The sequence below is a fragment of the Natranaerofaba carboxydovora genome (genome assembly GCF_022539405.1).
GTDB lineage: Bacteria > Bacillota > Natranaerobiia > Natranaerobiales > Natranaerofabaceae > Natranaerofaba > Natranaerofaba carboxydovora.
This window is the reverse complement of record NZ_CP054394.1, coordinates 855,322-872,314: the sequence shown is the minus strand read 5'-3', so window position 1 is coordinate 872,314 and position 16,993 is coordinate 855,322. Positions and strand designations below refer to the sequence as shown.

Sequence of the window (16,993 nt, the reverse complement as noted above, 5' to 3'; positions counted from 1 at the left end):
AGATTATAACACAAACCAATTATAATAGCAAACTTATTAATTAACCTCTTCTTTTTTCTCTATTTCTTCTTGTCCTTGTTCTTCTCTTTCATTTTCATCACTTTCATTTTCTTTCTTTTGTGAATCAAAGCTTTCGACTTCTTGTCCAGTCAACATTCTTCTAGATATTTTTCCTACCAGTGTTTTTGGTAACTCATCCATAAATTCAACAACTTTAGGCACTTTATATGGGGCTAGCTGTTCTTTGCAAAATTTTCTTATTTCTTCTTTAGTTACTTCTTCCCCTTCTTTCACAGATATACAAGCTTTTACTGTCTCGCCTTTGTATTCATCAGAGACACCAACAACAGCAGCTTCTTCAATTGCCGGATGTTGATATAAAACCTCCTCTACATCCCTTGGAAAAACAGAAAAGCCTCCAGTTAAAATCACATCTTTTTTCCTATCTACAATATAAAAATACCCTTCCTCATCCATGACGGCAATATCTCCTGTATACAGCCACCTGCTAGATAAAACATTAGAAGTTTCTCCAGGCATATTCCAGTATCCTTTCATAACCTGAGGCCCGCTTACAACAAGCTCACCACGCTCACCAAGAGTAACCTCTTCTCCACTATCTGCATCTATCAACTTACATTCGGTGTCTGGCATTGGAAAACCTATACTGCCTTCTTTTCTAACACCATAAAGAGGGTTGGCGTGTGTAACAGGGGAGGCCTCAGACAAGCCATAACCCTCAACTAATTTACCACCAGTTAAAGATTCAAACTGCTTTTGCACCTCAACAGGTAAAGGCGCAGCACCACTTATACACGCTTTAATAGAAGATAGGTCATAATTTTTAACTTTCGGATGATTAATTACTGCTACATACATAGTTGGAGCTCCAGGAAACAAAGTAACTTTATATTTTTGAATTTGTTTCATAACCTGATCAACATCAAAACGTGGTACTAAAACAAGGGGCGAACTGTTATAAACCGCTAGGTTCATCCCTACAGTCATACCGTATACATGAAAGAAAGGCAGCGCACCCATCAAAACTTCTTTTCCTTCTTCAATATCCGGAACCCAAGAACTAACCTGCATAGTATTAGAAACCAAGTTTTTATGAGTTAACATCGTACCCTTTGGAAGACCTGTTGTTCCACCAGTATACTGAAGTAAAGCAACATCTTCATCAGGGTCAATATTAGCTTTATCAGCACTCTTTTCCAAGTTGATTAGATCTTTAAACCAGAAAAAATCATCATTCTTCGGAACATCAGGTTTTTGACCTTCCTTTTTCTGCTTAAGTGGATATATTAAATTTAAAGGAAAAGGCAAGTAGTCTTTAATTGCAGTTACAATAATATTTTTCAATTTTGTATTAGGTAAAACTTTCTTAACATTGTTATAAACTAAATCAAGACATACTATAGTCTCTGCACCACTATCTTCTAACTGATGTGATAATTCTTTTTCTTTATAAAGAGGGTTTGTTTGCACAACTATAGCACCAATCTTCAGAGCTGCATAGTAGGCTATTACCATCTGAGGAGAGTTAGGAAGCATTATTGATAACCTATCTCCTTTAGATAAACCAAGGTTTTTTAGGGCTCCTGCAAAAGCATCCACAGATTTAAGTAAGTCCCTGTATTTTATTTTATTTCCAAAGAAAATCAAAGCATTATTATTTGGAAATTTTGAAGCACTTCTTTCCAAAAACTCATACAAAGATATTTGTGGATAATCTATCGAGGGCGGAACACCTTCCGGATAGTTATTTAACCATAGTTTTGCATTATCATTCAATTGTCAATCTCCCCTTTTTATATAAAAATTTGCCAATTTTCCGATAATTCTGGTCGCGTCATTAACTCTATTGTTAGCGCTCTTTTTGCCAATGACTGAACGATCATTCAGCCGCTGGCATAAAAATACAAGGGCAGATTCTCGAACTAATTTTTGAGAACTGCCCTATTTAGTTATATCACCCTTTTATTTCAGCCTAGATTACCCGGCTTCTTTTCCTAAAGCCTTTTGCAATTCAGCTTTTAATATAGGAATGACTTCGTATAGATCACCTACTATACCATAATCAGCAACTTCAAAGATCGGTGCTTCAGGATCTTTGTTAATTGCTACAATTGTATCTGAAGTCTGCATACCAGCTAGGTGCTGAATAGCTCCTGAAATACCACAGGCGATATAAAGCTTAGGCTTAACAGTTTTTCCTGTCTGGCCAACCTGATGATGGTGAGGTATCCAACCAGCGTCAACTGTAGCCCTTGAAGCTCCCATAGCTCCACCTATTGTTTGAGCAAGATCCTTAATAGTCTCAAATCCATCAGGATTACCTAATCCACGACCACCTGAAACAATTATATCTGCATCTTCTAGCTTTTCCGTCTCAACTGCATATTCAACAATATCCAAAATCTTTGTTCTCAAGTCACTTTCTGAAGCACTTGAGTTAAATTCTATAACTTCACCCTCTCTACTGCTATCAGGCTCTATTGCATCCATTACTTTTGGTCTAACTGTAGCCATCTGAGGGCGACGGGTCGGACACAGGATTGTAGCCATAATGTTTCCGCCAAATGCAGGTCTTGTTTGTTCTAAGTTTCTTGTCTCTGGGTCTATTGATAGCTCTGTACAGTCCGCTGTAAGTCCTGTATCTATTCTTACAGCTATTCTTGAAGCAAAATCTCTGCCATCAAAGGTGGCACCAAATAATAATATTTCTGGTTTATACTCTTGAATCAATTCAACCATTGCTTTAGTATATGGGTCTGTATTGTAATTTTCAAAGACGCTATCTTCTACTTTGTAAACTTTATCTGCTCCATAAGAAATTATTTCGTCAGTTAAATGGGAAACCTCACTACCAATAACTACCGCCCCTACATGTGTCCCAAGCTGATCAGCAAGTCTTCTCGCTTCCCCAAGTATTTCATAAGAAGTAGGATTAACTTTCCCTCCACGCTGCTCAATATAAGCCCAGATACCTTCATAGTCTTCTAGATTTACTGCTTTAGTGTCCTCTACCTTCTCAACAGTGATAGCTCCTGTAGGACATTCTTCTTCACATGCTCCACAGCTAGTACATTTTTCTGTTATCTTTGCTACATCATCTTCCATTACTATCGCGCCCGGATAAGGGCAAGAATCAATACACATTTCGCAACCCGTACATTCTTCTTCATTAATCCAAACAGACATATACGTCCCTCCTTGATGTTTATAAAATTAAAGAGTTATATTTTTATTTAAACTATATTTGCATCCTGAAGCTTTTTAACAAGTGTCTGTACAGCTTCTTTTGGCTCTCCTTCTATTATTTCACCGCCTGTTTTCTTTTCCGGGGCAAATACACGCTTAACTTTAGTAGGAGAACCTTTTAACCCTATACATTCAGGATCTGCCTTGATGTCTTGTGCTGAATATTCAGGAATTTCTTTCTTATTTGCTTTCATAGTACCTTTTATAGTTGCATACCTCGGCTCGTTCATGCTCTTTTCACAAGTCATTAACGCTGGCAGAGGTACCTCTACTGTCTCTGCTCCACCATCAATAACTCTTTCAACTTGCATTTTTTCATCTTCTACTTTAACGATTTTTTGTAGATAGGTCACCTGAGGAATTCCAAGGTGTTCTGCAATGCCTGGACCTGTTTGGGCAGTATCCCCATCAATTGCCTCTTTTCCACATAAAACTAGATCGTAATTTCCGAGAGCTTCCACCGATTTTGCCAGGGTATAAGAAGTAGCCCAAGTGTCTGCCCCTGCAAAGTCTTTGTCAGAAATTAAGACCGCTTCATCTGCCCCCATGGCAAGACATTCTTTTAAAGCATCTTTAGCCTGAGGTGGTCCCATTGTTATAACAGTTACCGTGCCACCATGTTCTTCTTTTAGCTGCAGCGCAGCCTCTACAGCATTTAAATCAAATGGGTTAACTATACTTGGAACACCTTCCCTAACTAGCGTTCCAGTTTCCGGGTCGATCTGAACTTCCGTAGTATCGGGCACCTGTTTTACACATACGATAATATCCATCTTGATACCTCCCTAATCATTGATGTTGATTAAAATTTTTTAATTGAATGAGATTTCACAACATTCATTATACCATTATATAAAAAAAAGTAGATTTTTTAAAGAGCCGGCTCTAAATTTAAATTAGAACCGGCTAAAATTTTTGGTCAAAGCTTACTTTCTTCCTTTTATTTCTTTATTTCTTTATTGATAAGAAAACGGATACCCTTTAGCTTCATAAACTCCTTTAGCTATTCCTCTCTGTAACTTTACGATATTTTCTTCCTCGTAATAAGAATATTTTTTAAGAGCAGCCAACATGGTAGCAAGATTGTCTCCTTCTTCAGTTGCTTTTAAAGCTTCCTTAGCATTTGCAATAAACAATGGCCACTTATCATTGATATACAACTGGGTCATTCCAGCCATTAACTGACCTTTTTCTTTGTCTTTTTTACCTGATTTAATAGCACGTAATAAACTGCTTTCTATCATGTATACTTCAATCATAAGGTTCGCTATTCTAGAAAGGATTTCCTGTTGGTCACGAAGTTTTTCACCGAATTTTTCAACTGCAGCACCAGACACCATCATGCAGATTTTCTTTGCATTTTCTAATAACTTAATTTCTGGATAAGGAAATTCATTACTTTCTGGCGCTTCCATAGGCAACGCTAATTCTTTTCTTAGTTTTTGTGCTGCTCCCATTAAAGGAAGTTCGCCTTTTTGAGCTTTTCTCATAATAGTTGCAGGAATTATCATCCTATTTACTTCATTTGTTCCTTCGAAAATTTTATTAATTCTTGAATCCCTATACATCCTTTCAATTGGATATTCTGAGCTAAATCCATATCCACCATGAACCTGAACACCTTCATCTACAACAAAGTCAAGCATTTCTGACGCGTCAGTTTTCGCAATAGAACATTCAATTGCATATTCTTCAATTGCTTTAGAAATTTCTTTTCCTGCATCTTCAGCATTTTTATCTACATTTTCTAGATTTGCTTCAATATCCCCTGCTATACGATACAGCATACTTTCAGAAGCATAAATTCTGCTGGTCATTTTTGCTATTTTTTCCATTATCATTGGGAACTTACAAATTGGCGTCTTAAACTGTTCTCTTTCCATCGAATAATTCACTGATTCTCTTAAAGCTTCTTTAGCAGAACCAAGGCATCCAACCCCTAGCTTGAATCTACCTATATTTAACACATTGAACGCCACAATATGACCTTTACCTTCATGAAATAATAGGTTTTCTTTTGGAACTTTTACGTCATCAAAGTTTATTGTTCTAGTTGAAGAACCTTTAATCCCCATTTTTTCTTCTTCTTCACCTGTTGATACGCCTTCCCAGTCTCTCTCAACAATAAAGGCTGAGAACTTTTCGCCATCTACTTTAGCAAATACCACATACACATCTGCCCATCCACCGTTTGTTATCCACTGCTTTGATCCGTTTAAGATATAATGATTACCATCGTCGCTTAATTGAGCCTTAGTTTTAATATTCATAGCATCTGAACCAGCACCAGGCTCTGTCAAAGCATAAGCAGCCATTTTTTCTCCTGAAGCCAAAGCTGGGAGATAACGCTTTTTCTGATCTTCGTTACCAAAATAAATTATCGGCAAGGTTCCGATTCCTGTATGGGCACCATAGGTAAGAGCAAATGAACCACCTTTAGAGAACACTTCAGCAATCAAAAAGCTGCTAACTTTATCTGTTTCTGTTCCTTCATAAGCCTCAGGAACATCAGCACCAACTAGCCCCAGCTCACCTGCTTTTTGTACAAGGGACTTTGCAAGCCCTTCTTCCTGCTTTTCAAGTTCTTCAATTTTTGGTGCAACTTCTCCTTCAGCAAAGTCTTTAGCCATTTTATAAATCATCTTTTGTTCATCAGTAAAATCTTCCGGTGTAAAAACCTGCTCCGGGTCAATCTTTTCTATTAAATAAGCTCCACCTTTAATCAATTCTTTTTTTGCCACAAATATTCACCCCTTTTATCAAATTCTAAAAAATTAATTACAGTTTTCAAATACACCAGCAGCACCCATGCCGCCGCCTATACACATAGAAACTATTCCGTAACGACCGCCTCTTCTCTTTAACTCGTGAAGTAATGTCAAAGTTAATTTTGAACCAGTACAGCCAAGAGGATGGCCAAGGGCTATAGCCCCTCCATTAACATTTACTTTATCCTTATCAAGACCGAGCTCGTTGATACAATATAGTGCCTGAGAAGCAAATGCCTCATTTAGCTCGAATAAATCTATATCATCTTTAGAAAGTCCTGTAAGTTCTAATGCTTTTGGTATAGCTTTCGCCGGTCCTATCCCCATTACATCTGGATCAACTCCAGCAATTCCGAAGCCTTTAAAAATCGCCAGTGGAGTAAGTCCAAGTTCTTCAGCCTTTTCTCTAGTGGTCACCAATACTGCAGCAGCAGCATCATTGATCTGAGATGAATTACCAGGTGTAACCGAACCATCCTTAGCAAAAACAGGTTTCAATTGACCTAACTTCTCTAAAGTCGTATTCGGTCTCACTCCTTCATCCTTATCAAAAACAATTTTTTCTTCTTTGATCTTACCATTTTTAACAGTTCTTTTATTTACCTCAACGGGCACACATTCTTCTTCGAATTTTCCCTCTTCAATTGCTTTTGCCGCTTTTTGGTGACTGGCTAAGGCAAATTCGTCCTGTTCTTCACGGCTGATATTATATCTTTTTGCTACTTCTTCTGCTGTAAGTCCCATAGTAATATAAGCTTCAGGCATATTATCTATCAGTCCCGGATTTGGAGCTATCTTGTTTCCACCCATAGGGACCATACTCATGCTTTCTACTCCTCCTGCTATGATCACATCGGCAAATCCAGCCATAATTCTTTCAGCAGCCATCGAAATGGACTGAAGTCCAGAAGAACAAAATCTATTAACCGTTTGACCGGGAACATCATTTGGTAGGCCTGCCCTCGTGCTAGCTACACGACCTATATTCATGCCCTGCTCCCCTTCAGGAAAGGAACAGCCCAATATCACATCTTCTACTTGCACAGGATCTATGCCCGATCTATTAACAACTTCCTTGATAACAAGGGCAGCCAAGTCTTCTGGACGCTCCCTCGACAGGGTTCCTTTAGGAGCTCTTCCTACAGGAGTTCTGGCTCCCGTTGCAATAACAACTTCTGTCATATTCTCCCCTCCTTAATTCCTCTTAGGTTTACCCGTGTTTATCATGCTAATCATTCTCTCCTGAGTTTTTGGTTCACCAAGTAAAGATAAGAATGCTTCTCTTTCAAGATCTAATATAAATTGCTCACTAACTTCTGTACCATCTTGTACTCTTCCACCACTTAAGACATAAGCTAGCTTTTCTGCTATATGCTTATCATAATCAGATATATATCCACCTTTGTGCAGAATGTATATCCCCTGTTTCATTGCCGCAAATCCACCATCTCCAACAGCTTTTATACGTGCTGGTTTTGGAGGTCTATACCCTCTCTCAGCCATTGAAATTGCAGCCTGCTTAGCATGATAAAGCTGATGATCACCATTAATGCTTATACCATCTGACAACCTATGATAGCCGTGATCTTTTGCTTCTTCGGCACTTGTAGCTACTGTTGCCATGGCAATTGTTTCAAAGGCTTTATTAACGCCTTTAGTTAGATCAGCATCCTTTGGCATATTTTCTGCTCTTCTAATAAGCTGTTCTTTACAACCTCCAGCAGCAGGGATAACACCTACTCCAACTTCTACAAGACCGGTATAAGTTTCTGCCGCAGCCTGTATATAATCACAGTGAGCAGTTATTTCATAGCCTCCGCCAACTGTGACACTATAAGGAGCTGCAACCACAGGGATTTGAGAGTATTTAAGGGTCATCATCGCTTTTTGGAACCTATCTATCATCCTATCAAGTAGATCCCACTCTTTGTTTTGAGCTTCTAAAAGTACCATCATTAGGTTAGCTCCAACGCAGAAGTTACTACCCCTACTACCAAGAACCATACCCCTGAAGTCTTTTTCAATATCTTCCATATTCTCTAATATTACATTAATTATATCTACTCCAATTGCATTTTGAGGTGAGTGCATTTCAAAACATGCTATCCCATCGCCCATGTCTAGTATTGTTGCACCAGCGCTTTTTTTGTAAATTTTCTGTTCATCTTTTTTGATATTTGCAATATTTATTATTTTCCTGTCAATTTCAACAGTCTTGTGTTTTTTTGTATCAACATCAAAGTAGTAGGTTTGATTATCTTCTTCAAAATAAAAACTCTTTTTTTCTGTAGCAAGAACATCTTTTACAATCTGGGGTACTTCTTCACCTTCAGCTTCCATCTTTTTCACAGAGTCTTCTACACCTATAATATCCCAAAGTTCAAAGGGTCCATAATCCCAGTTAAAGCCCCAGCGCATTGCTCTATCTATACTAACTATGTCATCTGAAATTTCAGGAATTTTATTTGCACTATAAAGTAGCAGGTCTTTTGTTATATCCCAGGCGAATTTTCCAGCTTTATCTTCGGAATAAACTAGCCCTTTTATTTTCTTCTTTCTTGAAGGAAGCATCTCAAGTTGCGCTAAAGAAGAGAACTTTGCTTTTTTCTGTTCTCTATACTCCAAAGTTTCTAAGTCTAAAGTTAGTATTTCTTTTTTCCCATCTTTTTTAGTTTTCTTATATGCACCTTCTCCAGACTTAGAGCCCAATCTGCCTTTTTCGACAAGTTTTTCAATGTAATCAGGTGCCCTAAAAGCCTCTTTTTCCTTTTCGTCACTAACCCTATCTACAACGTTTTTAGCCACATGATAGAATACATCAATTCCAACAAGATCAAGTGTTCTAAAAGTAGCACTCTTTGGCCTACCGAGAGGTCTTCCTGTCAGGGTATCAACTTCCTCTATTGTTAGACCATGCTCATCCATTCTTTTAGTCGTAGATAACATGCTAAATACACCTATACGATTACCAATAAAGTTTGGTGTATCCTTTGCCAAAACTACCCCTTTTCCAAGACGTTCTGTAGCAAAGTCTTTCATAAATTCCACTAATTTGGGGTCAGTCTTAGGAGTCGGAATAACCTCAAACAGCTTCATATATCTTGGCGGATTAAAAAAGTGTGTCCCCATAAAATGCTTTTGAAATTCTTCACTACATTCAGAAACCATCTCGTTTATTGATAGCCCTGAAGTGTTTGACGAAACAATCGTTCCTTTGTTCCAGTTTTCTTCTACCTGTTTGAACAGCTTCTTTTTGATATCCATCTTTTCGACTACAACTTCAACTACCCAGTCAACGCCTTGAAGTTTATCCAAATCATCTTCCAAGTTCCCAGTTTCAACCAATGCAGCATCATTTTTGCTATAAAATGCCGCCGGCGAAGCTTTCGTCGCCTGCTTAAGACCTTTATCGGCCAAGGCATTTCGCTTTGACTTATCTTCACTATCTTTTGCTTCATCCGGTACAATGTCTAATAATAATGTCTTAATTCCCGTGCTAGCTAATAAAGCAGCAATTGATGCCCCCATTACACCTGCACCGATAACTGCTGCACTTTTTATATGTTTCACATAACCACCCTCCTTTTAGAGTTTAACTATTTAATTTCTCCTTTTAAACCATTTGTTAAAAGGCTATAAACAGGATCTACCCTTGCTAAAATATCAAACTTACCATCAGCCATAACCCAAGAAGTTACTGTTTCATCTAAAGTTCCAAAAATCATACTTGCAGCGGCTCGTTTGTTCAAATTTTCTGAAAACACCTTTTCTTCAATCCCTTGCTCCAATACTTGCAAAATAATGTTGTAATATGTCTTAAGCGAAGGCTCTATGCCTGCCCTTATTTCTTTGTTTGCCTGCCTTAATTCAACCTGAGTAAAAAGGGCAAGGTTAAAATCTTCTGCCAAAAAATTAAAATGGGTATCAACTAACAAGTATAATTTATCCAAACTGCTACTTTTGGTTTTAAGTCTTTTTTCTAATAAATTCAAGAAGTTCCCCATTTTTTCTTCCATTACCGAAATCAGTATATCTTGTTTGTTTTTAAAGTATAAATAAACTGTACCATCACCAAGTTCTGCTTCTTTTGCTATTTGCGAAACTTTTGCTTCATAATAACCATTTTGTGCAATAACCTTGGTTGCGGCTTCTATTATAGCTTCATACTTTTCACCTTTTTTGATTGCCACTTTTCAACTCTCCTTTACTTTACAATAACTTTTTAACTCATCCCCTCCTTTATGAATGACTATTCATTCATAATAATATATTAACATACCGTATGTGTCAACATATTTAGAGCAAATTAAAATTTTCACAAACTTGCCCAATCAAAAAAGGCCCATTATTATGGGCCTTCTAAGATTTTATCCTTAAAATAAAATTAAGTCTGATTCAACTGCAAAAATTCATATTAGCAAAATTTTGTTTTTAATAGACTTTTTGGGTTGAATCAATGTAATGTTATATTATAATTCTTTTTTATCGCTTTTTTCTTCATTATCTTTATCTGTCTCTTCTTCCTCTTTGTCATTTTCTTTAATTACATCTTTTTCTTCTATACTGTTGTCTTTATTTTCTTCTGATGTACTACCAACTTCATAATAACTTCGGTCAAATTCACTTATACTAACTTCGTTTAGATCGTTTTCACCTAAATCCCTTTCACTTTCTTTATGATCTTTTAAATCCACGTCTTTCTCATCCATTTCTTCAGCTAGTTCCCACGAATCCTTTTCTAACATTTCAAGCTGTGTGTTAAGAATAGATTTTAATTTTGTTCTATAAGAATAAGCTTTATTCTTCAAATCATGCAATTCCCGTTCTATTTTTTGTACTTCTTTTTTAGCCTCACTTATCATTTTATCACTTTCTTCTTTAGCTTCTTTTATCATTCTTTCACTTTCCTCTTTAGCCTTTTCCTTTGTCAACTCCGCTTCTTTGTCTGCATTTTCTTTTACTTTTTCTGCAGTTTCCTGGGCAACAACTATAGCATTATGCAAAGTATTTTCCATGTTTTGATAATGTTCAATTTTATTATTTAGCTGTTCTAATTTTTCTTTAAGTTCTATATTATTTTTTATTGTGCCTTCATAATCTTTCACTACTTTTTCTAGAAAATTATTTACTTCATTTCTGTTATAACCCCTAAAACTTTTACTAAACTCTTTATTATGAATATCAAGGGGAGTAAGAGTCATCAGAAAACACCTCCATTCTATTTGTAGCGCCTTATAAGGATATGCCTGCGACCTTTTCTGCTCTTTTTACCTACACTTGCAATTTGAATTCTACCTTTTCCTTGAAGGGATATCACATCATCTTCGTTTATTTCACACTTTGGATCTAAAGCTTGCTTCCAATTAAGTTTCACCCTTTGAGCCTTAATAAGTTCCTTCATTTTATTTCTTGATGCACCAAATCCTACACTTGCTACAGAATCTAATCTTAAGCTAGCTACGGTACCTTTTATTTCTTTAACATAATCTTCGCTTGAATCTATCTCTTGTTCATCAACCACTTGTATATTTACAGTAGTCTTCTTAATCATGTTTAAGTTCTGAATGATATAATCTGAAATTTGACTGTCTACCGCAACGTTAATAGTATCATTATTTATTATTATATCACCAATCTTTTCTCTTTTGAGACCCAGACTTAATATAGCACCAAGTACATCTCTATGACTAATTGGCTCAAATTCAAAATTTCCATCTATAGATAGAATATTGACCCCAACCATTTCTTTGGTTATATTCCACGCTGAAGGAGCTAATAACACCTTCTTTCTTTCACAATCTTTAAAACCACCGTAAGCTAAGGTGTCTACACCAGAAAATATATTTGAAATATTTTCAACGATCTGTAGCTTATGGGGATCAAGGAAGTTGGTCTCTTTTTTGATGTTATTTTCAGAAACCTTTTCTATTTGTTCAAAGTAGTAATTAACGAGTTCTTTATCTGATGGGTCCTGGTAATGTTCTAAAACTTTTGCCTTTTTGTCATCCACTGGTATTAGCCAAGCCTCCTTCTAAGTATTTACATTAACCCAATTAAAAGCCTTTGTATGATAAATCTTTGGATTAAATTAAGTACTATCAATGCAACAATTGGAGAAAAATCTACATAGCTTCCTCCACCAACTGTTGTTGGGGGAATCAAACGTCTAAAAGGTTTTAAAACTGGCTCTGTTACCAGCCAAATTATCTCTGTAATTTTTTTCAGAGTTGGGTTGCCATGTACATTAACTGATACAAAAGACAAAATCACTCTGATTATAAACAAATAGTAAAAAATAGTTATAAGCATATCTACTAAGCTAATTAGATAAAAACTAAACATAAAAAACATCTCCCTTTAGAAAAATTATCCGTCATAACTATTCAAATCATTTTCATTTACTTGTGTTTCTATATTTCCCATGACTTCAACTCCTGGTGGGGAAAACAAAAAAATTTGTTTTCCTATTTTATGTACTGTGCCATCTAGCCCAAAAACTGTTCCACTTACAAAATCAATCAGCTGCTTTCCTTCTTCTAATCCTAGTTTCTCCAAATTTACTATAACTGGCATGGCGTTTTTTAAAAATTCTCCTATCCTTTGAGCTTCCTCATATTCTGTAGGAGACATGATCATTATATTAAAGCCTTTTGTTTTGGATGGAAAAGCCACTACTGATTTTTTGTTATATGATTTTTTTGATGATTTAGATTTATTTTCTTCAACAGGTGCAGGTGTATTATCTTCCTCATCCTCTTCAGTGGTTTCCTCTGCTAGCCCCAGAGTGACTAGTATTTTTTCAAAGAAATTCATTTATAGCTACTCCTCCTTTTATTTTATAAATTATATTTTTCATTTAAACAGCGAAGAACCTATCCTAATCATGTTTGAACCCTCTTCTAATGCTATTTGATAGTCATTACTCATACCCATAGACAATATATTAAAATCATCTTTTAAGTCAAATTTTTCACCAGTTTCTTCAAATAATTGCCTCATACGTGTAAAATAAGGCCTTAAAGATTCAGGTTTTTCATCAAAGGGGGCTATTGTCATAAGACCTCTTATTCTAATAAAAGGATAATTTTCTAAAACTTCTTCAACAAAATTCAGAACATAATCTGGTGCTAGGCCATATTTAGTTTCTTCTAAAGCAATATTTACTTGTACCAAAGTATCTATCTTCCTGGCTAGGTTTTTTGCCCTGTTATTTATCTCGCTTGCCAAAGAGTGACGATCTAAGGATTGTATCAAATGGACTTTATCTATTATGTATTTAACTTTATTGCTTTGCAAATGACCAATAAAATGCCAATTAATATTTAAGCCTTCTAGTTCATTCATTTGGGGAAGAGCTTTTTGAACTTTATTTTCACCAATATCCTTTAAACCTAACTCATTAGCTTCTTTTATTTGTTCAATAGTAGCATTTTTTGTCACAGTAACAAGGGTTATATCGTCAAGCTCATAGGAGGAAGTAGACAACGAATTATTTATTTTTTCTAATATTTCATTTAAATTTTCATTTAGTCTTGACAAAAGCTTTCACCTCATCTGACTTTGTCTCCATCTTCAATAAACCTTGGGTTTTTTATCAAGTTATCCCCGTCTTCAATGCCTTCAATATATATTTTATCATTTTTTCTAAACAAAATCTCTACCGGATAAAAGCGAACTATTCCTCTTTTTACCAAAAACACGCCTTCTTCACCATCTTTTTCTACAAGTGCCTGAGGAGGTATTTCAAAACCTTCCCTGGTTTCAGTTACTATAGATACATCCTTTGTACGATCATTCCAAAATTCCCCTAAATCCCTTCTTACTTCTAAGAATAAGGCCCCTTTATCTTTTTCAAATTTATAATCTATAATACCAGCATGATACCATTCATCATCCTCTTTAAGTGAAAACTTCGCTACACTTTTTCCATCTACAGTTTTCTCTAATTCTGATTGATCCATTACTAATACCATTATCCAGGTGTAATTGTCTACAATTCTAAAAAGGGATTGTCCACTAAATATAATTTCTCCATCTGACAACTCACTTAACCCTTCATATTCTTTTGAAATAAACCTTTCAAGCTCATCTACCGAAAAATCTAATATTTTTTCGGGTTTTAGTATATTTTCATAACCATCATAAAAAAAACTTACTATCCCAGGTTTGGGGCTTTTTATTGTATCATCTTCTTTTGTATCATCTTCTTTAGCATCCCCCGATTCTTCTGTATCTTCGTCATTTATATCATCGTAAGCCTGTTTAATTGCATATGCATTTCTAATACCAGATTTAAGATCTCCTGTTTTAATTTTGTTTCGCCTAAGTTCTTGAATTTTGGTATCAATCTCAGTAAGCTTTGATTCTAGGCTATTCTTCAAATTATTATTATCATCTGTAAGACTATAATCAAAATAATCATCCTCTCTTTCTTCTTTGCCCATCTCCTGATTATTGTATGATAAAACAGGCTCACCTCTAGCAACTCTAGTGCCGTCTTTTATTAATTTATCAGCTCTGCCCGACAAAGGCGCATATCTTACACTTTCGTCTCTAACTATTAATCCTTTATACTCTTCCTTAAACTCCACTCTTTCTTTTTCCATAATCTCTATATCAGCTAATCTTGGAAAAATAAATCCTCTAAGACCAGAAAAAATGATCACCAGCATCAATAATAATATAAATAAAGCAGCAATAGGAAATAATGAAAAGCTTTCTTTTTCCCATTTTTTCTCAAAAAAATTATATACTTTTGTCCCATACTTATTTGTTGTATCTTTTTCCTTTTTTTTCATAAACCCCATCTCCATCCACTTTTACAATTTCTTTTTTGATCCCTATTTTCCTCCTTAATTTTCCTTAATAATATACTCAAAATTATATAATTTTAATAAGACCCATCATTCTGCCAGTATTCCCTTTTTCTTTTCTATAAGAAAAGAAAAAATCATTATTACAATGTGTACATATTTCACTAACTAGAATATTTTCACTTAACACTCCTGCCTGTTCTAGTTGAATACTATTAGCTAGCCACAGATCAAGATATAGTCTCTGGTTTTTCACCCTACAGATATTTTCATAAAAAGAATAATCTTTAAAAGCATCATGAAGTTCTGCTCCCACTTCATAACAACAACTTCCTATTGATGGTCCAATTATTACTTTTATGTCGCTAACTTTTCCTCCGGTTTCTTTTATTATATTATCTATGGTTTTTTTTGCAATATTTTCTTTAGTACCCCTCCAACCAGCATGACTTATTGCAACCACTTTTTTTACATTATCATAGAAAAACAGCGGAACACAATCTGCAAAAGTTCCTACCAAAGGTAAATTCTTAGAAGTTGTTATCAATCCATCTGTATTTTCGACACTAACACCAGGAAGCAGTATCCCAAATTCACTAATCTTTTCCTTTACGAATTCTATCCTATCACCGTGAACCTGTCCTGCAAGTACTCCCGCAAAAACATCTATATTAAGTGCCTCTAAAAAGCTAATCCTATTCTTTAAAACATTCTTATATTCATCTCCAGAAAGATAACTAAGGTTCAAGCTATTATAAGGAGATAAGCTATGCCCTCCAAATCTTGTTGAAAAAGCCATTATTACATCATCACCAAAAAAACCTGGATCGGTTAAATAGACACTTTTATTTTTGCCTTCTCGTAGTTTAAGTTTAATAGATCTTACCTCCTTGTACACTTTATAACTTATATCATATAATAACAACTTATTTTTAAAAGTACAACTTAATTAATTTCTTTCACCCGTTATGACTAGGTCTACTAATATAACATCGCTTCCTATTTTTACTATATCGTCCCATTTTATTATATAGTCTTTATCTTTACCAAAAAATCCTAGTAATTTATTAGGCCCAGGTACAATCAAGGCTCTGATTTCTCCATGGTATAGATCAATGTCAAAATCCTGGACAAACCCAAGCCTTTTACCATCCTGGATATTAATAACCTCTCTTTTTTTTAATTCTGATGAAGTAATCAAGATAACCCCTCCTAAGTTATCCTATGCTTCTTTTTTTAAAAACTGAATAAAAAAATTCCCAGACAGCCTGGGAATATAAATTCAATTCTATTTGACATTTTGTTCTAACTGTTTTAAAGCCCCTTTTTCTAGTCTAGATACTTGGGCCTGACTTATATTAATTTCTTCTGCCACTTCCATCTGTGTTTTCCCTTTAAAAAATCTCATAGTTAATATCATTTTTTCTCTTGGGTCTAATTTTTGGAGGGCCTCCTTAATTGCAATATCCTCAAGCCAATTTTTATCTTGGTTCTTTTCATCACTTATCTGATCCATAACAAATATTGGATCTCCTCCATCATGGTATATAGGCTCAAAAAGAGAGATTGGTTCTTGTATCGCATCTAAGGCAAAGACTATTTGTTCCCTACTAATATCAAGTTTGTTTGCAATTTCTTGAAGGGTTGGTTCCTTAGAATTCTTATCTACCAACTCATCTCTTACCTGTAATGCTTTATAAGCAATATCCCTTAAAGATCTACTAACTCTTATAGGATTATTATCTCGTAAATACCTTCTAATTTCACCTATTATCATAGGGACAGCATAAGTAGAAAATTTGACATTCTGATTTAAATCAAAATTATCTATGGCTTTAATTAGTCCAACACATCCAATTTGAAATAAATCATCGACATATTCTCCTCGATTATTAAACCTTTGAATAACGCTTAAAACAAGCCTTAAGTTACCATTTATCAACTCTCTTCTTGCCGATTCATCCCCATCTCTTAATCGCTTAAACAGTTCTGTCATCTCTTCGCTAGATAGAACAGGCAACTTGGATGTATTAACACCGCAAATCTCAACTTTATTTGCTGTCATTAACTATGCCCCCTGAAAGACTATTTTGTTATATTAAGTATCTCCAAGCTACCTGTTTTTATACTTTTATAAAAAAGCTC

The 16,993-nt window shown here is 35.3% G+C and carries 16 protein-coding genes; all 16 read right to left on the bottom strand.

Annotated elements, in window-relative coordinates:
* Positions 1-36 precede the first annotated feature (36 nt).
* Positions 37-1,797 carry a long-chain-fatty-acid--CoA ligase gene (locus tag ACONDI_RS04200; RefSeq protein ID WP_241080230.1) on the bottom strand — a complete coding sequence of 587 codons (1,761 nt, stop codon included), beginning with the start codon at positions 1,795-1,797 and terminating at the stop codon, positions 37-39.
* Positions 1,798-1,998: 201 nt separating this feature from the next.
* Complete coding sequence (locus ACONDI_RS04195) at positions 1,999-3,207, bottom strand: electron transfer flavoprotein subunit alpha (protein WP_241080229.1); 1,209 nt, start codon at positions 3,205-3,207, stop codon at positions 1,999-2,001.
* 47 nt (positions 3,208-3,254) lie between these two features.
* Complete coding sequence (locus ACONDI_RS04190; RefSeq protein ID WP_241080228.1) at positions 3,255-4,040, bottom strand: electron transfer flavoprotein subunit beta/FixA family protein; 786 nt, start codon at positions 4,038-4,040, stop codon at positions 3,255-3,257.
* Between the two features lie 183 nt (positions 4,041-4,223).
* Positions 4,224-6,008: an acyl-CoA dehydrogenase family protein gene (locus ACONDI_RS04185; RefSeq protein WP_241080227.1), complete on the bottom strand. Its 1,785-nt coding sequence runs from the start codon at positions 6,006-6,008 to the stop codon at positions 4,224-4,226.
* Positions 6,009-6,041: 33 nt separating this feature from the next.
* Positions 6,042-7,217 (bottom strand): thiolase family protein, encoded by a 1,176-nt coding sequence (locus ACONDI_RS04180; RefSeq protein ID WP_241080226.1) that lies wholly within the window; start codon positions 7,215-7,217, stop codon positions 6,042-6,044.
* Between the two features lie 12 nt (positions 7,218-7,229).
* Positions 7,230-9,605, bottom strand: coding sequence for a 3-hydroxyacyl-CoA dehydrogenase/enoyl-CoA hydratase family protein (locus ACONDI_RS04175; protein ID WP_241080225.1), 2,376 nt, complete (start codon positions 9,603-9,605; stop codon positions 7,230-7,232).
* Positions 9,606-9,631: 26 nt separating this feature from the next.
* The gene (locus ACONDI_RS04170) at positions 9,632-10,225 is read right to left on the bottom strand and encodes a TetR/AcrR family transcriptional regulator (protein WP_241080224.1); all 594 of its coding nucleotides are present in this window, start codon (positions 10,223-10,225) and stop codon (positions 9,632-9,634) included.
* 279 nt (positions 10,226-10,504) lie between these two features.
* Positions 10,505-11,236, bottom strand: coding sequence for a DivIVA domain-containing protein (locus ACONDI_RS04165; protein ID WP_241080223.1), 732 nt, complete (start codon positions 11,234-11,236; stop codon positions 10,505-10,507).
* A gap of 17 nt (positions 11,237-11,253) precedes the next feature.
* Complete coding sequence (locus tag ACONDI_RS04160; RefSeq protein WP_241080222.1) at positions 11,254-12,045, bottom strand: YlmH family RNA-binding protein; 792 nt, start codon at positions 12,043-12,045, stop codon at positions 11,254-11,256.
* A 29-nt stretch (positions 12,046-12,074) separates the two neighbouring features.
* On the bottom strand, positions 12,075-12,377 hold the full coding sequence (locus tag ACONDI_RS04155) for a YggT family protein (protein WP_241080221.1): 303 nt from the start codon (positions 12,375-12,377) through the stop codon (positions 12,075-12,077).
* Between the two features lie 24 nt (positions 12,378-12,401).
* Positions 12,402-12,848, bottom strand: coding sequence for a cell division protein SepF (locus tag ACONDI_RS04150; RefSeq protein WP_241080220.1), 447 nt, complete (start codon positions 12,846-12,848; stop codon positions 12,402-12,404).
* A gap of 39 nt (positions 12,849-12,887) precedes the next feature.
* Positions 12,888-13,574, bottom strand: coding sequence for a YggS family pyridoxal phosphate-dependent enzyme (locus tag ACONDI_RS04145; protein WP_241080219.1), 687 nt, complete (start codon positions 13,572-13,574; stop codon positions 12,888-12,890).
* 11 nt (positions 13,575-13,585) lie between these two features.
* Entirely contained in the window at positions 13,586-14,833 is a 1,248-nt protein-coding gene (locus tag ACONDI_RS04140; RefSeq protein WP_241080218.1) for a biotin/lipoyl attachment domain-containing protein, read from the bottom strand.
* A gap of 82 nt (positions 14,834-14,915) precedes the next feature.
* Positions 14,916-15,746, bottom strand: a complete 831-nt coding sequence (gene pgeF / locus ACONDI_RS04135; protein WP_241080217.1) for a peptidoglycan editing factor PgeF — start codon at positions 15,744-15,746, stop codon at positions 14,916-14,918.
* Positions 15,747-15,797: 51 nt separating this feature from the next.
* The gene (locus ACONDI_RS04130; RefSeq protein ID WP_241080216.1) at positions 15,798-16,049 is read right to left on the bottom strand and encodes a YlmC/YmxH family sporulation protein; all 252 of its coding nucleotides are present in this window, start codon (positions 16,047-16,049) and stop codon (positions 15,798-15,800) included.
* A gap of 87 nt (positions 16,050-16,136) precedes the next feature.
* On the bottom strand, positions 16,137-16,913 hold the full coding sequence (sigG, locus tag ACONDI_RS04125; protein ID WP_241080215.1) for an RNA polymerase sporulation sigma factor SigG: 777 nt from the start codon (positions 16,911-16,913) through the stop codon (positions 16,137-16,139).
* Positions 16,914-16,993: the final 80 nt, after the last annotated feature.

What these genes read in the sequence shown, in the direction of transcription:
- ACONDI_RS04190 (WP_241080228.1), bottom strand. Translation starts at nt 4,040, where the DNA reads ATGGATATTATCGTATGTGTAAAACAGGTGCCCGATACTACGGAAGTT.
- ACONDI_RS04150 (WP_241080220.1), bottom strand. Translation starts at nt 12,848, where the DNA reads ATGAATTTCTTTGAAAAAATACTAGTCACTCTGGGGCTAGCAGAGGAA.
- ACONDI_RS04155 (WP_241080221.1), bottom strand. Translation starts at nt 12,377, where the DNA reads ATGTTTAGTTTTTATCTAATTAGCTTAGTAGATATGCTTATAACTATT.
- sigG (WP_241080215.1), bottom strand. Translation starts at nt 16,913, where the DNA reads ATGACAGCAAATAAAGTTGAGATTTGCGGTGTTAATACATCCAAGTTG.
- ACONDI_RS04195 (WP_241080229.1), bottom strand. Translation starts at nt 3,207, where the DNA reads ATGTCTGTTTGGATTAATGAAGAAGAATGTACGGGTTGCGAAATGTGT.
- ACONDI_RS04180 (WP_241080226.1), bottom strand. Translation starts at nt 7,217, where the DNA reads ATGACAGAAGTTGTTATTGCAACGGGAGCCAGAACTCCTGTAGGAAGA.
- ACONDI_RS04165 (WP_241080223.1), bottom strand. Translation starts at nt 11,236, where the DNA reads ATGACTCTTACTCCCCTTGATATTCATAATAAAGAGTTTAGTAAAAGT.
- ACONDI_RS04140 (WP_241080218.1), bottom strand. Translation starts at nt 14,833, where the DNA reads ATGAAAAAAAAGGAAAAAGATACAACAAATAAGTATGGGACAAAAGTA.